This is a genomic window from Bacillus cereus group sp. BfR-BA-01523 (assembly GCF_022662615.1).
Taxonomy (GTDB): Bacteria; Bacillota; Bacilli; order Bacillales; family Bacillaceae_G; genus Bacillus_A; species Bacillus_A mycoides.
The window spans coordinates 641040-661716 of record NZ_JAKUDX010000003.1; the positions used below are offsets into that span (position 1 = coordinate 641040).

Here is a 20677-nt window from a genome sequence, read left to right on the forward strand (position 1 = left end):
CGTTATTTTACAGAGATAATCTCTACTTGCATTTCTCCACCTGGTGTTTGGATTGCTACCTTCTCACCAATTTGCTTACCTAATAAGCTTTTTGCGATTGGAGAATCGTTAGAAATTCTTCCTTCAAATGGATCGGCTTCTGCGCTACCTACGATTATGTATGCTTCTTCGTCTCCACCTGGTAACTCTTTAAATATTACAGTTTTACCTAATGTTACAACTGTAGACTCTTCACCATTGTCTTCAATGATAACCGCATTACGAATCATGTTTTCAAGTTGTGTAATACGTCCTTCTACGAATGCTTGCTCATCTTTCGCTGCATCATACTCAGAGTTCTCTGAAAGATCTCCGAAGCTACGTGCGATCTTAATACGCTCTACAACTTCTTTACGTCTTACTGTTTTTAATTGTTCAACTTCGTTCTCTAGTTTTTGCTTACCCTCTTGCGTCATAGGGTATGTTTTTTCTGTTGCCATGTTTTCCACTCCTTTTATATACCAATCCCCCGAAAAAAAGAGGAGTTCCATATGAAAACTCCTCCGCTTATATAGCGGAGGTTTCTAGCACACGTAGCACTAGTGGAGTTGTCACATACAACCCCTTATTCTCCAATTCTTCCTTATATAAAGAAGGTATGTATGGAAAGTTGATATAAATATGCCCTCACCTATTGGTAGGTGAGGTTTCATGTTTCATTGTATTCGATAAGAAGGGAAAAAATCCCTTCTTATCGTATATCTTTTACTATGCTATTACAAATTTACTTTTTGTTCAAGAATTGTTGCAATTTTTGTAACCATAATATCAATTGCAACATGGTTTTGTCCACCTTCAGGGATAATAATATCCGCGAATTTCTTAGAAGGCTCAATAAATTGATTATGCATTGGACGTACAACGTTTACGTATTGGTCGATAACTGAATCCATTGTACGACCGCGCTCTTCAATATCGCGCTGCATGCGGCGTAAAATACGAAGGTCTGCATCTGTATCAACGAACACCTTAATATCCATTAACTCACAAAGACGTGGGTCTTCTAAAATAAGAATTCCTTCTAAAATGATTACATCTTTCGGCTCAACTGGAATAATTTTTTCTGAACGCGTATGCAATGTATAGTCATATATAGGCTTTTCCACTTGCTCATATGCAAGCAACTGCTGCAAATGGTCAATTAACAAATCATTATCAAACGCTAACGGATGATCGTAATTTGTTTTTAAACGTTCTTCCATTGGTAAATGGCTTTGATCTTTGTAATAATAATCTTGCTCCAAGATTAAAATGGAATGACCTTTAAAATGGTCAAAAATCGCTTTCGTTACACTTGTTTTTCCTGATCCTGAACCACCAGCGATTCCAATTACAACAGGCTTATTCGTCCCCATTCGACTACCACTCTTTCTTATTGAAGTATGTTTTTGCGCATCATATTATTCACATACACTGGTTGATCCACTTTGAATTTCACGATTTGCAACGGATGTCTCGCTGCATCTAATTCGTTTCCATCCTCATCCCAAATTTTCTCCACCGTCTGCGTAAAGTTTTCTATTTCTGGCCCAAAGAACTCCACTTCATGTCCTGGTTTGAAGTGATTACGTTGCTCAAGCGTTACGATGCCCGTTTCTTCATTATAATCTAACACTAAACCAGCAAAATCATACGTTGTTTTCTTACTATGATTTCCAAACATTTGCTCTTGATGTCCTGGAACCCCTTCAAAGAATGCAGGAGCTGTATCACGATTTGCACATTTATCAAGTTCATCTAACCATTCTTGTTTAAACTCAAAGTTATCCGGATCCGCACAATACGCATCAATTACTTTACGATATACAGTTGCTACAGTCGCTACGTAATGGATAGATTTCATACGTCCTTCAACTTTTAAGCTATCAATTCCAATTTCAATCATTTTCGGAATTGATAAGATTAAATTTAAATCTTTTGGGCTCATCGCAAAGTGAGCATCTTCTTCTTGGAATAGAGGAAGCTCTTTTGCATCTTTATGTTGTGATACCGTTTGAACTAAATCATAATCCCAGCGGCAAGATTGACAACAACCACCACGGTTAGAGTCACGCGCTGTCATATGGTTACTTAATGTACATCTCCCTGAATACGCGATACACATTGCACCATGGACGAATGCTTCAATTTCAACATCAACTTTTTCTTTAATTTCTTTCATTTCTTCATAGCTTGCTTCACGAGCTAATACAAGACGATGTAAACCTTCTTCTTTCCAATACTGTGCTGCTTTCCAGTTGGATAGTGATTGTTGTGTACTTAAATGCACCTCAACAGAAGGAGCTACACGTTTACATGTCTCAATAATAAGCGGATCGGCAACGATAATTCCCGTTACGCCAGCTTTTTCAATCCCTTTTAAATATTCCTCTAGCCCATCCATATTTTCATTATGTGCAAAAATATTTGTTGTCACGTATATTTTTGCTCCATATTTCTTTGCAAATTCAACGCCTTCTGCCATGTCTTCCAGCGTAAAGTTACCTGCATTAGAACGAAGACCAAATTCTTGTCCACCTAAATATACAGCATCTGCCCCATAATGGATAGCTACTTTTAATTTTTCTAAGTTACCCGCAGGGATTAACAGTTCAGGTTTTTTCACAATAACGCGTTTGCCATCGATCACTCGTGAAATTTCTTGTACAGTCATTTCCTACACCCTCCTCGTTTAGTAAACTGTTTCTTTAAAGAAGAATCCTGTATCTAACGGACGATTTACCGGTTGTATTTCTTCTATCTCTTTAAATAAATCATCTTTCACGTCATAATACGCATCACGATCTTCTACACATAAATCAATCGCCTTACGATATTTCTTCGTCACCTCAATAATGTACTCAGAACTTTTTAGGACACCATCAATTTTTAAGCTATCGACTTCAGCATCGATTAGTTCCTCTAACTCATCGATGAAACAAATATCATTCGGACTCATAATGTGAGTACCATTTTCATCTTCATAAATTGGATATTTGTTATTACGTTCTGGGTCGTATAAGAACATATTCTCTTCATACTTTTTCTTTTCGATGTCGAGATTACGCCCTTGATACTCAAAGTAGTTTCCTACTAGTGAACGCTTCGATTGGAACATACAAGTCATACCGTGAATTTGCACTTCAAGTTCCACTTCAGCATTTTCTTTTAATTCAGCAATTTCATCTAAACTAAGCTCACGAGCTAATACAGCGCGTTTCGCTCCTCTTTGCCCCCAATAGTTACAAGTAAACCAGTTTGTTGCTGTCGTTTCTGTATTCCAGTGAAGTTGCATATTTGGTGCAACTTCACGAACAGCCATTAATACCGCTGGATCTCCGAAAACAATCGCATCTACATTTACCTCATTTAAAAAGGCAACATAGTCCGTTAATTCTTCTACTTTATCATTGTGGAACATCGCATTCATTGCAACGTATACTTTCACACCATTTTCATGTGCAATGTTTACAGCTTGTTTCACATCTTCATGTGAAAACTCTCCTGCCAAACGTAAACCAAACTTTTGTTCACCAACCATTACTGCATCTGCCCCTGCTTTCGCAAGAGGTTCAATATCCGCCACCGCTCTAGGCGTTACTAACAATTCAGGTTTCTTCATACTTTTGTCACCCTCTCTTTTTACTTACAGCCACTCCATCGCCAATTGGGAAAATCGTTGTATCATATCCTTCATGATTCATAAGCCATTCATTGTACGTCTTAATACGACGAATCAAACCACGGGTACGTCTATTTTCAATTTTCTCTTTTGTCGTCACAAGACCATGGTACATAACGTTATCTGAAATAATAACGCCACCAGGATTTAATAACGGTTCGTATAAGTCAAAAAAGCGACGATACTGCCCTTTCGCTGCATCAATAAAAATAACATCAAATGTTCCACGTTCTTTCACTTGTTCGCCCGTTTCTAAAGCATCACCGTAAATAACAGAAATACGGTCTGTTACCGAGGAACATTCTATATATTCAAGTGCCTTTTCATATCGTTCACGATTGCGCTCTACTGTCACAATGCGAGAGTTCGGAATAGCTTGCATCATACGAATACTAGAATAACCGATTGCTGTTCCAAGTTCTAAAATACTTTCCGGTCCAACTAAACGTAAAAATTGCAGCATAAATTCCATTCCAAGTCGATCCATAATCGGCACATGGTTTTCAGTTGCATACTCTTCCATTTCAAGAATTAATTTATCTTTTGGATCAATAAATGATAATAGGTACTCGTTAACTGCATCCTCCATAATTGGTCCTCCTTATTTACATGGAGAAGTGCCTCTATGACGCGTCAACCTTTGTCTTTTCACACATAGAATGCAATAAAAATACAAGCCAGTTTCACCCTTAGCTTGTACGTCCCGTTTTGATATTAAAAACGATTCTTCTGCCAGTTTTTAACCCGATATATTTTACCACAAAAAAGAGGGATATGCGACCCTTTTCGCTATCCCTCCCCATTTCACTGTTTTTTCGTAATGTATTTTTGCTTTAATGCATTATGTTCTTCTAATGTTTTCGCATAATACACTTCACCACTTGGTGCAGCTAAGAAATAATAATAATCTGTTTGCGCAGGATCTAACGCTGCTTCCACTGAATGTTTACCAGAGTTTGCAATCGGTCCAACTGGCAACCCTTTCACAACATACGTATTGTACGGTGAGTTTATTTTCAAGTCTTCGTATAATACACGTTGTTTATGCTTTCCAAGCGCGTATAATACCGTCGGATCCGTTTGAAGCGGCATGCCTTTCGCTAAACGATTATAGAAAACACTAGAGATTTTTTGGCGATCAGTAAAGCCAGTAGCCTCTTCTTCAATAAGTGAAGACAACGTGAGAAGTTGATGAACATCCCAGTTCTTCGCTTTCATTTTCGCCTCATTTTGAACAATAATTGCATTTGTTTTCTCAAGCATCGGGATTACAATTTCTTCTAATTTCGTATCCTTTTTATAGAAAGAATACGTTGCTGGATATAAGTATCCTTCTAGTGGATATTTAATGTTGCTATCAAAAATTTTATCCGTTAATAGCTTCGGATACTTTTGCTGCATTTTTTGAATAAATGCTTTATCGTTTAATTGACGCACAACATCATCTTTATTCCACTTTAATTCTGCCGCAATCACTTCAGCAATTTCAGTTACTTGCGCCCCTTCTTTAATCGTCACTTTATAAAGAGCCGGACGATGTACGTTGCCAGATGACATTTGTTCAATGACATCGTTAGCACTCATCGAAGGATTTAATAAATATGTACCTGCTTGTAAGCTTTTCGACTTAAATTTCGTATAAAAACTAAAAACTGTACTGCTTTTCACAGCACCTTTTCCTTCTAAAATCTCACCGATTTTACTTGTAGATGACCCCTTTGGAATCTCTACCTCAATCTCTTTTTTATTTCCACTATCAACTGGCCCTAATGCAGATGAAATATACGCATAGACTGATCCACAAACTAAAAGCAGTGCGATAATCGAAATTAAAAAAATGCGTCTACGCTTCTTCTTCACTTGATTCTCTACCAAAATTCTTCCTCCTTATTTAATTGTAGACCGTATACACTTCCTCTATACAATGCCCTACAAACATAAAGCAAAACCAATCATTTCTAAATAATCGGTGACAGCTACTTATTTAAAGCCTTTTTTCATACAACCCGTCTTATTATACTATAAACAATTAAGTAGTTTCGACAAAAAATCTGTCATTTTGCATATGAATACAAAAAAGGCGAACTGTGTACACAGTTCGCCTTTTTATCCATTACTATTCTTCTTGCTCATCAGCAAGAGTGTTAAACATTTCTTGTACCATTTCCCACTCTTCTTCAGATTCAATTGAAAGTAATGTTCCGCCCTCTTCTTCGCTTTGCTCGTATGCCATTGCATCGAAGATTTGGTCTCCATCTTCGTCTACTTCACCGATTGGAGAGAAGACTACGTAAGATTTTTTGCCGAATTTTTCAGCATCAAAAGTGAAAATAATTTCACATAAATGTTCGTTTCCTTTTTCGTCTACAATTGTAATTTGATTTTCTTCCATTTTGGTCACCTCTTATTTACTATCTAAAAATCCTTGTAAGATCACGACTGCAGCCATCTTATCGATTACCTGTTTTCGCTTCTTACGGCTCACATCAGCTGAAATGAGCAGACGTTCCGCTGCCATCGTCGACAAACGCTCGTCCCACATTACAACTTCTAATTGTAACAGATTTCGCAGGTTTTCTGCAAATTGCTGGCACGCTTCACCACGAGGGCCGATTGTACCATTCATATTTTTAGGTAAACCTACTACTATTTTGTCCACATTGTACTGTTTTACCAACTCAGAAATACGGTCAAAACCAAAGTGGCCTCGTTCTTCGTTAATCCTGATTGTTTCCAGCCCTTGTGCTGTCCAGCCCATCTCATCGCTCATTGCAACACCGACTGTTTTAGTACCAACATCTAAACCTAATATCCGCATAAACTACTCCTCACGATGATGTTTCAAGTAAGACTTCACAAGCTCTTCAATTATCTCATCACGTTCAAGCTTGCGAACGATGCTTCGTGCATCTTTATGGCGAGGTATGTATGCTGGATCTCCACTTAATAAATAACCGACGATTTGGTTAATCGGATTATAACCTTTTTCTTGAAGTGCATCATACACAGTTAAAAGTACATCATTTACATGGACACTCTGTTTTTCATCTTGAATGCTAAACTTCATTGTCTTATCAAAACCGTCCATTTCAAGCACCTCACTTGTAAGTAGTAAGTATAGGGAGAAGAACTTCTCCTCTCCCTACCATTGTACACTACTATCTCTTTATTTTGAAACAGATTTAACGTACTCTTGTACAAACGCTAAAGCTTCCTCTACTTGCGCTGGGTTTTTACCGCCTGCTTGTGCCATATCAGGACGGCCACCGCCGCCGCCTCCACAACGAGAAGCTACTTCTTTCACAAGTTTACCCGCATGGTAACCTTGACTAATTAAATCTTTCGTTACGCCAGCTAAAATATTTACTTTATCGTCATTTACAGACGCTAATACAACAACTGCAGACTCTAATTTATTTTTAAGGTCATCCATCATTGTACGTAAGTTGTTCATATCTGCAACATTTACTTTTGCCGCTAATACGTTCACGCCATCAACTGTCATTACTGAATCAGTTAAGTTTCCAGCTTCGATATTGCTTAATTTCGCAGCAAGAGATTCGTTTTCTTTTTGAAGTTGTTTTACTTCAGCAAATAAACCATCAACTCTTGTTAAAATATCTTTCGGATTTGTTTTCATTTTTCCTGCTGCTTCTTTTAATAAACCTACTTGATCGTTCATTAATTCGTATGCAGACTTACCAGTTATCGCCTCAATACGACGAGTTCCTGCACCGATACCAGACTCAGCAACGATTTTGAAAATACCGATAGACGCTGTGTTATCAACGTGACAACCACCGCAAAGCTCTAAGCTGTAATCGCCTACTTGTACAACGCGTACAACATCACCGTATTTTTCACCGAATAATGCCATTGCGCCCATTTCTTTCGCTTCTTCGATTGCTTTTTGAGAAATCGCAACATCAATACTTTCCCAAATTTTTTCGTTTACGATACGCTCAATTTTTTCTAATTCATCAGCTTGTACTTGACCGAAGTGAGAGAAGTCAAAACGTAAACGTTCAGATGTTACAAGAGAACCCGCTTGGTTAACATGCGTTCCAAGTATATCTTTTAATGCTTGGTGTAGTAAGTGAGTTGCTGTATGGTTTTTCACAACGCTACTACGGTTTTTCGTATCGATAAGAGCTTTTACAGCTGCTTCTTTCGTTAATGTACCCTCTTCAACAACAACTTTGTGTAAGTTTTGACCATTTGGTGCTTTTTGTACGTCTTTTACAACAACTTTCACGCCGTCAGCAAGAAGATAACCACGGTCTGCAATTTGCCCACCGCTCTCAGCGTAGAATGGCGTTACATCAAGCATTAATTGTCCTTCTTCACCTGCTTGTAAGCTATCTGTATACTCACCATTTTTCACAAGTGCAACAACGTTACTTTCTGTTGCAACTGTACCGTAACCAACGAATTCGCTCGCTACTTTAACTTCACCAAGTACACCGCCTTGAACTTGCATAGAATCAACGTCTTGACGAGCAGCACGTGCACGCTCACGTTGTTTCTCCATTTCATTTTCAAAGCCCGCTTGATCAACTGTCATACCAGCTTCTTCTGCATATTCTTCTGTTAATTCAATTGGGAAACCGTACGTGTCGTATAGGCGGAACGCATCTACGCCAGAAATAACAGTTGTTTTTTCTTCTTTCGCTTTTGCAATTACTTCAGCTAAAATTGATTCACCATCATGAAGTGTTTCATGGAAACGCTCTTCTTCATTCTTCACAACTTTTGCGATGAAATCTTTCTTTTCAAGTACTTCTGGATAGAAGTCTTTCATTACTTCTCCAACAACCGGTACTAATTCAAACATGAACGGACGGTTGATGTTTAATTTCTTAGAATAACGAACAGCACGGCGTAATAAACGACGTAATACATAACCACGGCCTTCGTTAGATGGAAGAGCACCGTCACCAACAGCGAATGTTACTGTACGGATATGGTCAGCAATTACTTTAAACGCCATATCTTTTTCTAAATCGCCATTACGATATTTCTCACCAGAAATTGATTCTGTTGCACCAATCATCGGCATGAATAGGTCTGTATCAAAGTTTGTAGGTACATCTTGAACGATAGATGTCATACGCTCTAGACCCATTCCTGTATCGATGTTTTTCTTAGGAAGTGGCGTATATGAACCGTCTGGATTATGGTTAAATTGAGAGAATACAAGGTTCCATACTTCTAAGTAACGCTCGTTTTCTCCGCCCGGATATAATTCTGGGTCACTAAAGTCATTACCGTAAGATTCACCGCGGTCATAGAAAATTTCTGTATTCGGTCCACTTGGTCCTTCACCGATATCCCAGAAGTTTTCTTCTAAACGGATGATGCGTTCTTTTGGAACACCCATTTTCTCATTCCAAATTGTGAATGCTTCTTCATCTTCCGGATGAATTGTAACAGATAGTAATTCTTTATCGAATCCGATCCATTTGTCGCTCGTTAGAAATTCCCAAGCCCAAGTAATTGCTTCTTCTTTGAAGTAATCACCGATTGAGAAGTTCCCTAACATTTCAAAGAATGTATGGTGACGAGCCGTTTTCCCAACGTTTTCAATATCGTTTGTACGAATTGATTTTTGTGCATTTGTAATACGTGGATTTTGTGGGATTACACGACCATCAAAATATTTCTTTAATGTCGCTACACCACTATTAATCCATAACAGAGATGGATCTTCATGAGGAACTAGTGATGCACTTGGTTCTACTGCATGTCCTTTTTCTTGGAAAAAGTCTAAAAACATTTGACGAATTTGTGCGCCTGTTAGTTGTTTCATTGTATTTTCCTCCTTAAATATAAAAAACTCCCGCCCCTAATAAAAGGGACGAGAGTTAACTCGCGATACCACCCTAATTATGAATTGATTATTATAACAATCAATTCATCACCTCATGGTGCCGTAACGTGGCAAGACGGCAGTGGTTAGCTGCTCTCAGGATTAGCTTTCTGTTACCCTTCATTTAAAGCTTCTTTCAGCCATTGGAAGCTTCTCTCTATAAATGGACTGTAACGTACTTGTTCCGTCATTGATTTAATGTATTATATGACTAAATATAATAGAATTCTCTTAAGTTTGTCAATGTAGATAATCATTTATATTGTATCAATTGCTTATTAATCATAGTTATTCTACTATTCATTCTTAACAGCCTTTAAATATATTATGCATTTATTACTAAATAGGAATCTTCTCTCAAAAAATACTTTATGCAAATTTCTAAATATTACATTATTTGTTATAATTAAATTATTAACAATAAAGGAGCGATTACAATGACAACCTTATTGAATCAAGCTAAAGAAATGTTAACAACTGATGAAAAAATCCTTTTTTATGCAGCATGCTCATTAAATATATTTATATATCGTTCCGTCGCAAGACCAGGACTGTTAATTTTAACGAACAAACGGCTCTTCTTTTATGGACCAGATGTAAGTAAGAACCCAATATTTGAAGAGTACTCTTTTGCAAACATTTCTAATCTACAAGAGCAAAAGCGTCTTTTCAGCAATCAAATTATATTTATGTACGATAATGAATGGAAAAAAATAAAACATATTCAAACAAATGATGTAAGCTCTCTCGTTCAACAAATACACGAGCAACTCTCTAAATAATGATAGCCCTCTACTTTTATAAGTAGAGGGCTATCATATTACACATCTTCTTTTTTCCAAAGAGGTCTCACATGAACGACCACTGTCCGAATGACCGCTAAAATAGGAACCGATATTAGTAATCCTACAATCCCCGCAACTTCTCCCCCTACTAGTAATGCAAACATAATGATCACAGGATGCATACGAAGCGACTTACCAACGATGTAAGGCGATAAAATGTTACTTTCCAAAAATTGCAAAATAGCAATTGTAATCCCCGCCTTAATGAGTAAACTCGTTGATACCGTTGCCGCAATCATCAACGTCGGAATCGCCCCTAAAATAGGACCAAAGTACGGGATTATATCCGTTACCCCAATAATAATGCCGAGCAGCAATGGATATTTCATACCGATAAACCAAAAAGAAAGAACAGATACTCCCCCTAATACTAAGCAAACAAATAACTGCCCTCGAATATAACTTCCGAGTGATTTATCAATTTCTTTCGCAAGCATTTGCCCCGTACTACGCCACTTACTCGGGACTAATTTCCAAAATATATGATAAAACTCACCGTAATCTTTTAATATGTAAAATACAATGAACGGAATTAAGAAAATAATGAGTAACGAATCCAGTACACCACGAGCTGTGCTCATGACTTTATTTAAAAGCGCTTGAATCTTCGTTTCTACACCACCAAAAATTTGTTTCACCTTTTCATGAATAAATGATGGGAAATTCGCTGTTTGTTCTGTAACTCCATCCATCCAAGAATCGTACATTTTTGTAAACTGCGGAAATTGTTCATTAATTTCTTGTAACTGTTTAATAACAACTGGCGTTCCTTTATAAATTCCATAGCCAATTCCGCCAAAGAAAAGAATATAAATGAGCAAAATAGCAAGTGTGCGTGGCATTCCTTCCTTATGGATTTTTTCAATTAAAGGGTGTAATAAATAAGCAATAAAACAAGCAATAAAGAACGGTGTGATCGCCACTTTAAATACAAAAATAATCGGTGCCCATAGTGGCTTAATTTTTAAAAAGACGAGCAAACAAAGAAAAACGAGTAACAATAATCCTAAACGATATATCCAAATGATTTTAAGATTCTTCACACGAAAAACCTCCTCCACCTTTATTTTGAAAATAAATAGGTTAGGTTATGTGCAAAAGTTTTAAAATCTTTTTATACAGACCATACTGTTTTTTAAAGACATACATATATTTAACATAATAAGGACAACCACCCCTGAAAATACAAAATGTCAAAATATAATCAGGAGGGCTCATAATGATCTTATTTATGCTTGCATTATCCGCACTTTTTATGCTTCTTGAATGGATTTGTATCGGGTTTGGTATTTGGAAAGGCTTCTTTATTCGTTCCTCACGAAAGGAAAGAGCTAAGCACTTATGGCATTATGGAATGCTTGGCGTTGGATGCTACGGTTTATCTTATCTCTTCTCTGAAATCGGACTTTTATATTTGCATACAAGCGCATAAAAAAACTCCCTTATCATAAAGGGAGTTTTTTACGCCTTATAAATAAGACTTAATCATCTTACGTGCTTTTTTCACATTGCGTTTTGAGAATACATCTTGTTTGCGAGCATATTGATACGCTGCAGCTCCAACACCTAATGCGATTAATGAATTGCGTAGATTCAAAGTAAATCCCCCTTTTCGTTATCCGATCGTTCTTTCATTATCATCAAATAAATCATCAAGAGAGCTTAATGAACCATCTTCCTCTACTTGATGTGTATGGATTTTCCCCTTTGAAACCGATAATTCGATATAACAATTCCAGCAATAAAATTGGTTGACACCTATTTTTCCGATGTCTTTCCCTTTGCAATTTGGACAACTGAACATATGGCTTTCATCTCCTTACAGTCTCCCAGATTCTATTCGCCATTATGTCCAAACTGCATTCATTTATACATTGCTAGAACCTTTCAACGTTATACGTTTGAAAGGTTCACTATATAATTTCACCTTGTTACATGAAATCATACGGTGAAATGTTTTCCACGTCCATTTCTTCACCATTAACCGTCACCATCTGCACTTCTCCTTGTGATTCTTGCAATCGGCCAGCTAAAGTCGTTTGACGCATTGCATCATCAAGGCGATTTACACCGGATTGAAACGCTGCTTCCTCCCCGCAAATAATAAGGAATTTCTTACTCCTTGTAATACCCGTGTAAATTAAATTACGACGTAACATACGGTAGTAGCTCTTTACAATTGGCATAATAACTATTGGGAATTCACTACCTTGTGATTTATGAATCGAGCAGCAATAGGCATGCGTAATTTGATTTAAATCCGGCTTTGTATATGTTACTTCAATTCCATCAAATGAAACGATAATCATATCTTGTTGCTCGACATTTTCTTTCGCATAAAATACTGAAACAATTTCTCCAATATCACCATTAAACACTTGGCTTTCCGGCTGATTGACTAATTGAAGTACTTTATCACCTCTGCGGTATACAACGTCACCGTAGGCAATTTCTTTACTCTTTTCTTTTTTCGGATTAAACACTTCTTGAAGAGCTTCATTTAACACATTAATACCTGCTGGTCCGCGGTACATTGGTGCCAACACTTGTACATCTCTTGCACTAAAGCCTTTTGTCTTAGCATTTTCACAAACCTTTTTAACAACCTCAACAATTTGAGCACCTGCACAGCTGATAAATGAACGATCTTTTTTATTTTGTGCTAAATCTGGCGGAAGTGTTCCGTCCTTTATCGCATGGGCAAGTTGAATAACAGATGACCCTTCCGCTTGACGATAAATTTCTGTAAGCTTGACCGTTGGAACCGCACCTGCATTCAGTAAATCTTTTAACACTTGTCCAGGTCCTACAGATGGCAACTGATCTTCATCACCTACAACGATAACTTGAATATTTGTCGGAAGTGACTTGAATAGCTGATTTGCAAGCCAAATATCTACCATCGAAAACTCATCAATAATAAGGAGCTTCCCTTGTACAGGGTCTGTTTCATTGCGCTGAAAAGATCCTTCTGGCGTCCATCCAAGCAGACGATGAATTGTGCAAGCTGGAAGTCCTGTCGATTCACTCATGCGCTTCGCCGCTCTTCCAGTTGGGGCCGTTAATAATATTGGAAATGGATTATCATCACTATATTCATTCGGATTTAATGATACTCCGTGAAGTGACGCATACATTTCAACAATTCCTTTAATAACTGTTGTTTTCCCCGTCCCTGGTCCACCTGTTAACAACATCATCGGCTTATGAAGTGCAGTTTGAACTGCTTCTTGCTGAAGCGGCGCATACTGTACCTTGAGCTGTTCTTCAATTTCTCCTAATGTTTTTAACACTTCTGCTTCAGGGAATGCAGGGGTTTCTTCTTGATTCATAAGACGACGAATTGACTTTACAACGCCTTTCTCAGAATAGAATAAAGAAGCTAAATACACTCGCTCTTCTTCTATAATGACTTTCCCTTCGCTTTGCATCATTTCAACGCAGCCTACAATATCTTCCTCAGTCACTCTGCCTTCTTGATTATTTAAAAGTGACATCGTTTCTCTTACAAGCTGACCTTTTTCCATATACACGTGACCGAGTTGTAATGAAATATTCTCTAACGTATAAAAACACCCTGCACGTACACGGTCGTCGTGATTGCCCGTTATTCCGATTGCACGCCCTATATCATCTGCTCTTCCAAATCCAATTCCGTCTACTTCTTCAATAAGTTTATACGGATTATTACGAATCACTTCTAATGTCATCTCTTTATATTGCTGATAAATTTTAATAGAAAGTTTTGTTCCAAAACCGTAACCATTTAAAAAACTCATCACTTTCTCGAGCCCTTGATGCTCAATAATCGTCTCATATATTTCCTGCGCTTTTTGCTTGTTTACAACACCACTTAACGCATCCGGATCATCCATAATTTTAGAAATCGCATGCTCACCAAGATGGTCCACGATTTTTTCGGCTGTACGCTTTCCAATCCCTTTAAATAAATCGCTCGCTAAATATTGCACCATACCTGCTTTTGTTTGTGGCAGTTCTTTTTTAAACGTTTCAACTAAATATTGTTTTCCATACTTTGGGTGGTCTTTAAAATGACCTGTTAATGTAAACACTTCATCTTCATGCATACGGGGAAAATGACCGTTTATCATTACTTTTTTTTCGTCGTATGTTTCATTCGTTTCAATGACTTTCATACTGACAACGGAATAGAGGTTTTCTTCGTTGTGGAAAATGGTATGAAGAACTTGCGCTTTTATAAATCTTTTTTCTTCCTCAAACAAATCCATTGCATGTTGATTTCCCATATTTCCTCTCCTTTCCGAGTTCTTTTCACTTTAATGAGCAGTACATCCCCCACCTCTTTCACAATCTTTAGATGAGGGGTAACTGCGCATTAAACTATAATTTCACTTTATTCAGCTTCTTGCTCTAATAAACGAATACCATTACCAGCTAAAAAGTGGTCTGCTTGAATTTCAGTCGCTTTCTTAAATAAAGTAAGAGCTTTCTCGTTATTCTCCTCGAATACGTACGCAACACCTAAATTATAATACGCATCTGCATGCTCTTCATCCATTTCTAACACCTTTTCAAAATAAGGTTTTGCCTCTTGAATATGTTCTAGTCGTGCGAAGCAAAGTCCGCATTGGAAAACAGCTTCTACATCGCCTTCATCTAATTCCGTTGCTCTTTGTAAAAATGGAAGTGCAAGACGATCATTTCCAAGTTGCACATGTGTGATACCTAACATAAATGTTACGTCAGCTGATTGTAATCCCACTTGCATCGCTTGTTCAAATACAGCCTTCGCCTCTGCAAATTGCTCTTGACCGTAATATACATTTCCTAAGCCATAATAAGCAGCAGCAGATTTACCATCTAATTCTAATGCACGTTTATAAAATACAATTGCTCGCTCACTATCACCTAATACATCTAATAAATTCGCAAAGTTAATGTATCCAAGCGCATCTTTCGGATTTTCTTCGATTGCTTCTGTGAAATTTTTAGCTGCTTCTTCCCAGTTTCCTTCTTGCATATATTTAATACCTGTTTCAAGTTTGTTTGACATATCCTTCACCTCTACAACAAATTATAACAAAGAATGTATTTTCCAAGCGAACGAAAATTCGCTTTATGTAAAAGAAACCTCTAACCGCTAATCGGCAGAGGCTTCTCGTGTTATCCTAAATAATCTAATTTCTTACCACTATGATATACTTCATCAATTGTAGCGCCGCCTAAGCACTCATCTCCATCATAGAAAACAACTGCTTGGCCTGGCGTAATCGCACGAATTGGCTCATCACAAAGAATACGAACTGTATTTTCATCAACGATTTGAACCGTTACTTTATTGTCTGCTTGACGATAACGGAATTTCGCTGTACACGTAAATTCTTTTTCCTTCGCTTTATTACTTACCCAGCCTACATTCGTAGCAATAACTTCATCACCATATAGAAGTTCGTTATGGAATCCTTGATCAACATATAAAATGTTTTCTTTCAAGTTTTTTCCAACAGCAAACCACGGATCACCATTACCACCAATACCAAGGCCATGACGTTGTCCAATTGTATAATACATTAAACCATCATGTTTCCCTTTCACTTCACCAGATAATGTTTGCATCACACCTGGTTGCGCCGGTAAATAGTTACTTAAGAAATCTTTAAAGTTACGCTCACCGATGAAGCAAATACCAGTACTATCTTTCTTCGCCGCTGTCGCTAAACCAGCTTCTGTCGCCATTTCGCGAATTTGTGGTTTCTTTAATTCACCTAATGGGAACATTGTTTTTGATAGTTGCTCTTGGCTTAATTGATTTAAGAAATATGTTTGATCTTTATTGTCATCAACGCCGCGAAGCATTTTATATTCGCCGTCCATATAAGCAACGCGTGCATAATGACCTGTTGCTACATAATCAGCACCAAGTGCAATTGCATGCTCTAAAAATGCTTTAAATTTAATTTCTTTGTTACACATTACATCTGGGTTTGGTGTACGACCAGCTCGGTACTCATCTAAAAAGTACGTAAATACTTTATCCCAGTATTGTTTTTCAAAGTTTACTGCATAATACGGAATGCCGATTTGGTTACACACTTCAATTACATCATTGTAATCTTCTGTTGCTGTGCAGACACCATTTGCATCTGTATCATCCCAGTTTTTCATAAAAATTCCGATTACATCATAACCCTGCTCTTTTAATAAAAGAGCTGCTACAGATGAATCGACGCCACCGGACATCCCGATGACAACGCGTGTTTCTTGAGGTAGTTTGTTCATCATGTCACCTCCCATGCTAATTTTGTGTTAATCGCTTCACGATTTTCACTGTTTCGTACGCCGCTTTTTCAATTTGCTCTTTCGTATTTCCAAGTCCGAAACTAAAGCGTACGGATGAACGTATTTGATCGGAGTCTTTTCCGAACATCGCCACTAATACATGTGATGGATCAATCGAACCAGCTGTACAAGCAGAACCACTTGATACTGCAATACCAGCTAAGTCTAGGTTTACAAGAAACGGTTCAATATTCATTCCTGTAAAACTTATATTAAACACATGTGGTAAGCGATATTCCAAGTCTCCGTTTACCTCGAAATGAATGTCCTCATTTTTGAAGACAGATACCATTATATCTTTAAACTCTTCATATTGGGCATTTTTTTGCTCACGAGTTTTTTCAGCTAGCGAAACTGCATGTTGAAGTCCAACAATACTAGGTATATTTTCAGTACCAGCACGACGTTTTCTTTCTTGCTCTCCGCCTATTAATAACGGTTCAAATTTCACATTTGCACCAGCATATAGGAACCCTACACCTTTTGGGCCGTTAATTTTGTGAGCGGAAATCGATAATAAATCAATACCAAACTCTTTCACATCTATTTCTATTAAACCGTAAGCTTGTACAGCATCTGTGTGGAAATAAGCTTGATGCTCTTTTAACAACTTACCTATTTCCACAATTGGTTGTATTGTCCCTACTTCATTATTCCCGAACATAATAGATACAAGAATCGTCTCTTCCGTTAGTGCCTTTTGTATGTCAGAAACTTGAACACGCCCTGTTTCATCAACAGGTAAATACGTCACTTCAAATCCTTCACGCTCTAACAATTCACACGTATGCAAAATCGCATGATGTTCAATTTGCGTTGTAATAATATGGTTACCTTTATGACGATTCGCGCGCGCTACACCTATAAGTGCTAAATTATCAGCTTCTGTACCACCGCTCGTGAATATAATTTCATTTGGACTCGCGTGAATGCTACGTGCACACACACGTCTCGCCTCATCTACCGCATGGCGCGTTTGACGCCCATAAAAGTGAATACTAGACGGGTTTCCAAATGTTTCTGTCATATATGGAATCATCTTTTCGACCACTTCTGGGTGAGTCGGAGATGTCGCAGCATGATCTAAGTAAATGCGTTCCATTAAATCTCCTTCTTTCCAAATCGTTTCACAAGGAATTAAATGTAAAACATATAGCCCCCGTGATTTTCTTCCTCATAACGTACTAAATCTTCTAAAGTTGTACTATCTAATACTTCTTGCACCGCATCACGAACACGCATCCATAATTGGCGTTGTGCTGGTTCTTCTTCTTCTATCATTTCTACAACACTAATTGGACCCTCTAGTACACGGATTACATCTCCAGCTGTAATGTTGACTGGCTGATCAGATAATACATATCCACCATATGCACCACGCGTACTCTTTACAAGACGAGCGTTACGAAGTGGTGAAATTAATTGCTCTAAGTAATGCTCAGATAGGTCATGCGCCTGCGCAATTGATTTTAATGAAATTGGGCCTTCACCAAACTTTTTTGCAAGGTCGATCATAATTGTTAAGCCGTAGCGGCCTTTCGTTGAAATCTTCATCTATTTGCACCTCATTTCAAATTTTCACTTCTATTGGTTATATCTTATTTATCCCGCTATTTGCGGGCAGTAAAACTCCCACCTCAAAATTCGGCTGGAGCAAAGAAGTTAGGTGGGGGATGAACAAAACCCCCACTAATTAAAGTTTCACTTTATAAAAGAACACAATTTAAAATCCTATGAAATTATAGCATAATATAGTATTATAAGAAATTTCAACTTGTGTATCAAAATGATAACATAAAATCACATTGAAAAACTCGGGAATTATTACAATTGAAAGAAAAATAGGAATATTCATATTCATTTTCCCCACAAAACAGCATCCTATTTCAAATTTCATCAAAAAAAATGATACGATAGAATGAGATTATACATTAAGGGAGAGGGTCAAATGAAACAACCACTCGCACATCGAATGCGCCCTACAAATATTCAAGAAATTATCGGACAACAGCATTTAGTTGGTGAAGGCAAGATTTTATGGCGAATGGTCCAAGCAAATCATTTTCAATCAATGATTTTATACGGTCCTCCAGGCACAGGAAAAACATCAATCGCTAGCGCAATTGCAGGAAGTACTGGAACCCTGTTTCGCCTCTTAAACGCTGTTACTCATAATAAAAAAGATATGGAAGTTGTCGTACAAGAAGCGAAGATGCATCGGCACCTCGTTTTAATTTTGGATGAAGTTCATAGGCTAGATAAAGCGAAGCAAGACTTTCTATTACCCCATTTAGAAAGCGGACTTCTTACTTTAATTGGTGCAACGACAAGCAATCCGTTCCATGCTATTAATTCTGCTATTCGAAGCCGTTGTCAAATCTTCGAATTACACGCATTAACAGAAGATGATATTTTAATTGGCTTAAAACGAGCGCTTGAAGATAAAGAAAAAGGGCTTGGGGAATATGATGTAACTGTTACGGATGAAGCATTACATCACTTTGCAAATGCGTCAGGCGGAGATATGCGCTCAGCTTATAATGCACTTGAACTAGCTGTTTTATCTAGCTTTACAACTGACGACAAAGCCGTGGAAATTACACTTGAAATCGCAGAAGAATGCTTACAGAAAAAGAGTTTCGTTCACGACAAAGGTGGCGATGCTCACTATGACGTTTTATCTGCTTTTCAAAAATCAGTACGCGGAAGTGATGTGAACGCCGCACTTCATTATTTAGCACGTCTTATTGAAGCTGGTGACTTACAAAGCATCGGTAGACGTCTACTTATTATGGCATATGAAGATATCGGACTTGCTAGCCCACAAGCTGGACAACGTACACTTGCAGCGATTGAATCAGCTGAACGGGTCGGCTTCCCAGAGGCACGCATACCACTTGCAAATGCTGTTATTGAACTTTGTCTATCACCGAAATCAAACTCGGCCTATAAAGCACTCGATGCCGCACTACACGATTTACGTAATGGTCAAACAGGCGATATTCCAAGTCATTTAAAAGATAGTCATTATAAAGGAGCCGAATCGTTAGGAAGAGGCATCGGGTACTTATACCCACACGATCACCCAAACGGTTGGGTACAACAACAATACTTACCTGATAAAATTAAAAACAAGCAATATTATAAACCGAAAACGACAGGAAAATTTGAACAAGCACTTTCTACTGTTTATGAAAGATTACAAAGTTCGCATAAAACGAAAAATAAAGGGTAATATAAGCGAAAACGTCACCATTACGGAGGGTTCGCTTATGAAAACACGTCAAGATGCATGGACAAAAGAAGACGATCTCCTTTTAGCAGAAACTGTTTTACGACATATTCGTAGCGGAAGTACACAAATAAAAGCATTCGATGAAGTTGGTGATACATTAAACCGAACTTCAGCAGCTTGTGGCTTTAGATGGAATGCTGAAGTAAGACCATATTATGAAGATGCGGTGCAAATCGCAAAAAAACAACGTAAAGAATTAAAGCGTTCGGAAGCTAAAATAGAAAAAGAGCAGTTCACACAAACTCGGCAGCTCGTAATCGATGCCGAGTTTTCAGAAGATATTGTCCCAAATAAACAAGATCTTACAATGCAAAATGTCATCTCATTTTTGCAAAACTTGGAGCACAATAACCCTTCACTCGCAAAGTTACAAACTGAAAATGACGTATTACAAGATCAGCTCACTTCCCTGCAAAAAATGAATAATGAACTTGAAGCAAAATTAGCTGTTCTCACAAAAAAACAACAAGCAATCGAAGAAGATTATGCAATGCTTGTTAGAATTATGGATCGTGCTCGAAAACTTGTTTCAGTTGAAGAACAAGAAGAACAGATCGCTCCAATTTTCAAGACAGATCAAAATGGTAATTTAGATATTATTTATTCTGCAGAAAACTAAAAACAGGGATGCCACTTTTTCAACTAAG

Annotated in this window: 22 protein-coding genes and 1 other annotated feature; of the genes, 4 read left to right on the forward strand and 18 right to left on the reverse strand. The window is 37.7% G+C overall.

The window, feature by feature from the left end; translation table 11 throughout:
- Window positions 1–2: 2 nt before the first annotated feature.
- From greA to alaS, 10 genes are all read right to left on the reverse strand, one after another.
- Window positions 3–479, reverse strand: a complete 477-nt coding sequence (gene greA / locus MR066_RS11735) for a transcription elongation factor GreA (protein WP_078213491.1) — start codon at window positions 477–479, stop codon at window positions 3–5.
- Window positions 480–755: 276 nt separating this feature from the next.
- Window positions 756–1394, reverse strand: coding sequence for a uridine kinase (gene udk / locus MR066_RS11740; protein ID WP_002015274.1), 639 nt, complete (start codon window positions 1392–1394; stop codon window positions 756–758).
- Window positions 1395–1411: 17 nt separating this feature from the next.
- Entirely contained in the window at window positions 1412–2692 is a 1281-nt protein-coding gene (locus tag MR066_RS11745) for a peptidase U32 family protein (protein ID WP_002015275.1), read from the reverse strand.
- Between the two features lie 18 nt (window positions 2693–2710).
- Window positions 2711–3640: a peptidase U32 family protein gene (locus tag MR066_RS11750; RefSeq protein ID WP_242247215.1), complete on the reverse strand. Its 930-nt coding sequence runs from the start codon at window positions 3638–3640 to the stop codon at window positions 2711–2713.
- 7 nt (window positions 3641–3647) lie between these two features.
- A complete protein-coding gene (locus MR066_RS11755; protein ID WP_242247216.1) occupies window positions 3648–4289 on the reverse strand; it encodes an O-methyltransferase in 642 nt (213 codons plus the stop codon).
- A gap of 215 nt (window positions 4290–4504) precedes the next feature.
- Window positions 4505–5575: an endolytic transglycosylase MltG gene (mltG, locus tag MR066_RS11760; RefSeq protein ID WP_201064347.1), complete on the reverse strand. Its 1071-nt coding sequence runs from the start codon at window positions 5573–5575 to the stop codon at window positions 4505–4507.
- 241 nt (window positions 5576–5816) lie between these two features.
- Window positions 5817–6092 (reverse strand): DUF1292 domain-containing protein, encoded by a 276-nt coding sequence (locus tag MR066_RS11765; RefSeq protein ID WP_063226543.1) that lies wholly within the window; start codon window positions 6090–6092, stop codon window positions 5817–5819.
- Between the two features lie 12 nt (window positions 6093–6104).
- Window positions 6105–6518 carry a Holliday junction resolvase RuvX gene (gene ruvX, locus MR066_RS11770; protein WP_001221204.1) on the reverse strand — a complete coding sequence of 138 codons (414 nt, stop codon included), beginning with the start codon at window positions 6516–6518 and terminating at the stop codon, window positions 6105–6107.
- 3 nt (window positions 6519–6521) lie between these two features.
- Window positions 6522–6788 carry an IreB family regulatory phosphoprotein gene (locus MR066_RS11775; RefSeq protein ID WP_000348591.1) on the reverse strand — a complete coding sequence of 89 codons (267 nt, stop codon included), beginning with the start codon at window positions 6786–6788 and terminating at the stop codon, window positions 6522–6524.
- 78 nt (window positions 6789–6866) lie between these two features.
- A complete protein-coding gene (gene alaS / locus MR066_RS11780) occupies window positions 6867–9509 on the reverse strand; it encodes an alanine--tRNA ligase (RefSeq protein WP_242247218.1) in 2643 nt (880 codons plus the stop codon).
- A gap of 41 nt (window positions 9510–9550) precedes the next feature.
- Window positions 9551–9769: a binding site (T-box leader), on the reverse strand.
- A gap of 237 nt (window positions 9770–10006) precedes the next feature.
- On the opposite strand from alaS, the gene MR066_RS11785 reads away from it, so the two are divergent.
- Complete coding sequence (locus tag MR066_RS11785) at window positions 10007–10351, forward strand: PH domain-containing protein (RefSeq protein WP_002034108.1); 345 nt, start codon at window positions 10007–10009, stop codon at window positions 10349–10351.
- 38 nt (window positions 10352–10389) lie between these two features.
- On the opposite strand, the gene MR066_RS11790 is transcribed toward MR066_RS11785, so the two are convergent.
- Window positions 10390–11457, reverse strand: a complete 1068-nt coding sequence (locus MR066_RS11790; protein WP_002129216.1) for an AI-2E family transporter — start codon at window positions 11455–11457, stop codon at window positions 10390–10392.
- A 176-nt stretch (window positions 11458–11633) separates the two neighbouring features.
- On the opposite strand from MR066_RS11790, the gene MR066_RS11795 reads away from it, so the two are divergent.
- Entirely contained in the window at window positions 11634–11846 is a 213-nt protein-coding gene (locus MR066_RS11795) for a hypothetical protein (RefSeq protein WP_002015285.1), read from the forward strand.
- Window positions 11847–11882: 36 nt separating this feature from the next.
- On the opposite strand, the gene MR066_RS11800 is transcribed toward MR066_RS11795, so the two are convergent.
- The 7 genes from MR066_RS11800 to cymR all read right to left on the reverse strand — a co-directional run bounded on the left by MR066_RS11800 (window position 11883) and on the right by cymR (window position 18289).
- On the reverse strand, window positions 11883–12011 hold the full coding sequence (locus MR066_RS11800) for a YrzQ family protein (RefSeq protein WP_002015286.1): 129 nt from the start codon (window positions 12009–12011) through the stop codon (window positions 11883–11885).
- A gap of 18 nt (window positions 12012–12029) precedes the next feature.
- Window positions 12030–12218, reverse strand: a complete 189-nt coding sequence (locus MR066_RS11805) for a hypothetical protein (RefSeq protein ID WP_002015288.1) — start codon at window positions 12216–12218, stop codon at window positions 12030–12032.
- Between the two features lie 127 nt (window positions 12219–12345).
- Complete coding sequence (recD2, locus tag MR066_RS11810) at window positions 12346–14682, reverse strand: SF1B family DNA helicase RecD2 (RefSeq protein WP_242247220.1); 2337 nt, start codon at window positions 14680–14682, stop codon at window positions 12346–12348.
- 107 nt (window positions 14683–14789) lie between these two features.
- On the reverse strand, window positions 14790–15449 hold the full coding sequence (locus MR066_RS11815) for a tetratricopeptide repeat protein (RefSeq protein WP_002143220.1): 660 nt from the start codon (window positions 15447–15449) through the stop codon (window positions 14790–14792).
- A gap of 110 nt (window positions 15450–15559) precedes the next feature.
- Window positions 15560–16675, reverse strand: coding sequence for a tRNA 2-thiouridine(34) synthase MnmA (gene mnmA / locus MR066_RS11820; protein WP_002088752.1), 1116 nt, complete (start codon window positions 16673–16675; stop codon window positions 15560–15562).
- Window positions 16676–16691: 16 nt separating this feature from the next.
- A complete protein-coding gene (locus tag MR066_RS11825) occupies window positions 16692–17837 on the reverse strand; it encodes a cysteine desulfurase family protein (RefSeq protein ID WP_002143221.1) in 1146 nt (381 codons plus the stop codon).
- A gap of 35 nt (window positions 17838–17872) precedes the next feature.
- Complete coding sequence (gene cymR / locus MR066_RS11830) at window positions 17873–18289, reverse strand: cysteine metabolism transcriptional regulator CymR (RefSeq protein ID WP_000704117.1); 417 nt, start codon at window positions 18287–18289, stop codon at window positions 17873–17875.
- 394 nt (window positions 18290–18683) lie between these two features.
- On the opposite strand from cymR, the gene MR066_RS11835 reads away from it, so the two are divergent.
- Both MR066_RS11835 and MR066_RS11840 read left to right on the forward strand, forming a co-directional pair.
- Window positions 18684–19970, forward strand: coding sequence for a replication-associated recombination protein A (locus MR066_RS11835; protein WP_002015295.1), 1287 nt, complete (start codon window positions 18684–18686; stop codon window positions 19968–19970).
- A gap of 37 nt (window positions 19971–20007) precedes the next feature.
- A complete protein-coding gene (locus MR066_RS11840; RefSeq protein WP_002034101.1) occupies window positions 20008–20649 on the forward strand; it encodes an RsfA family transcriptional regulator in 642 nt (213 codons plus the stop codon).
- Window positions 20650–20677 lie beyond the last annotated feature (28 nt).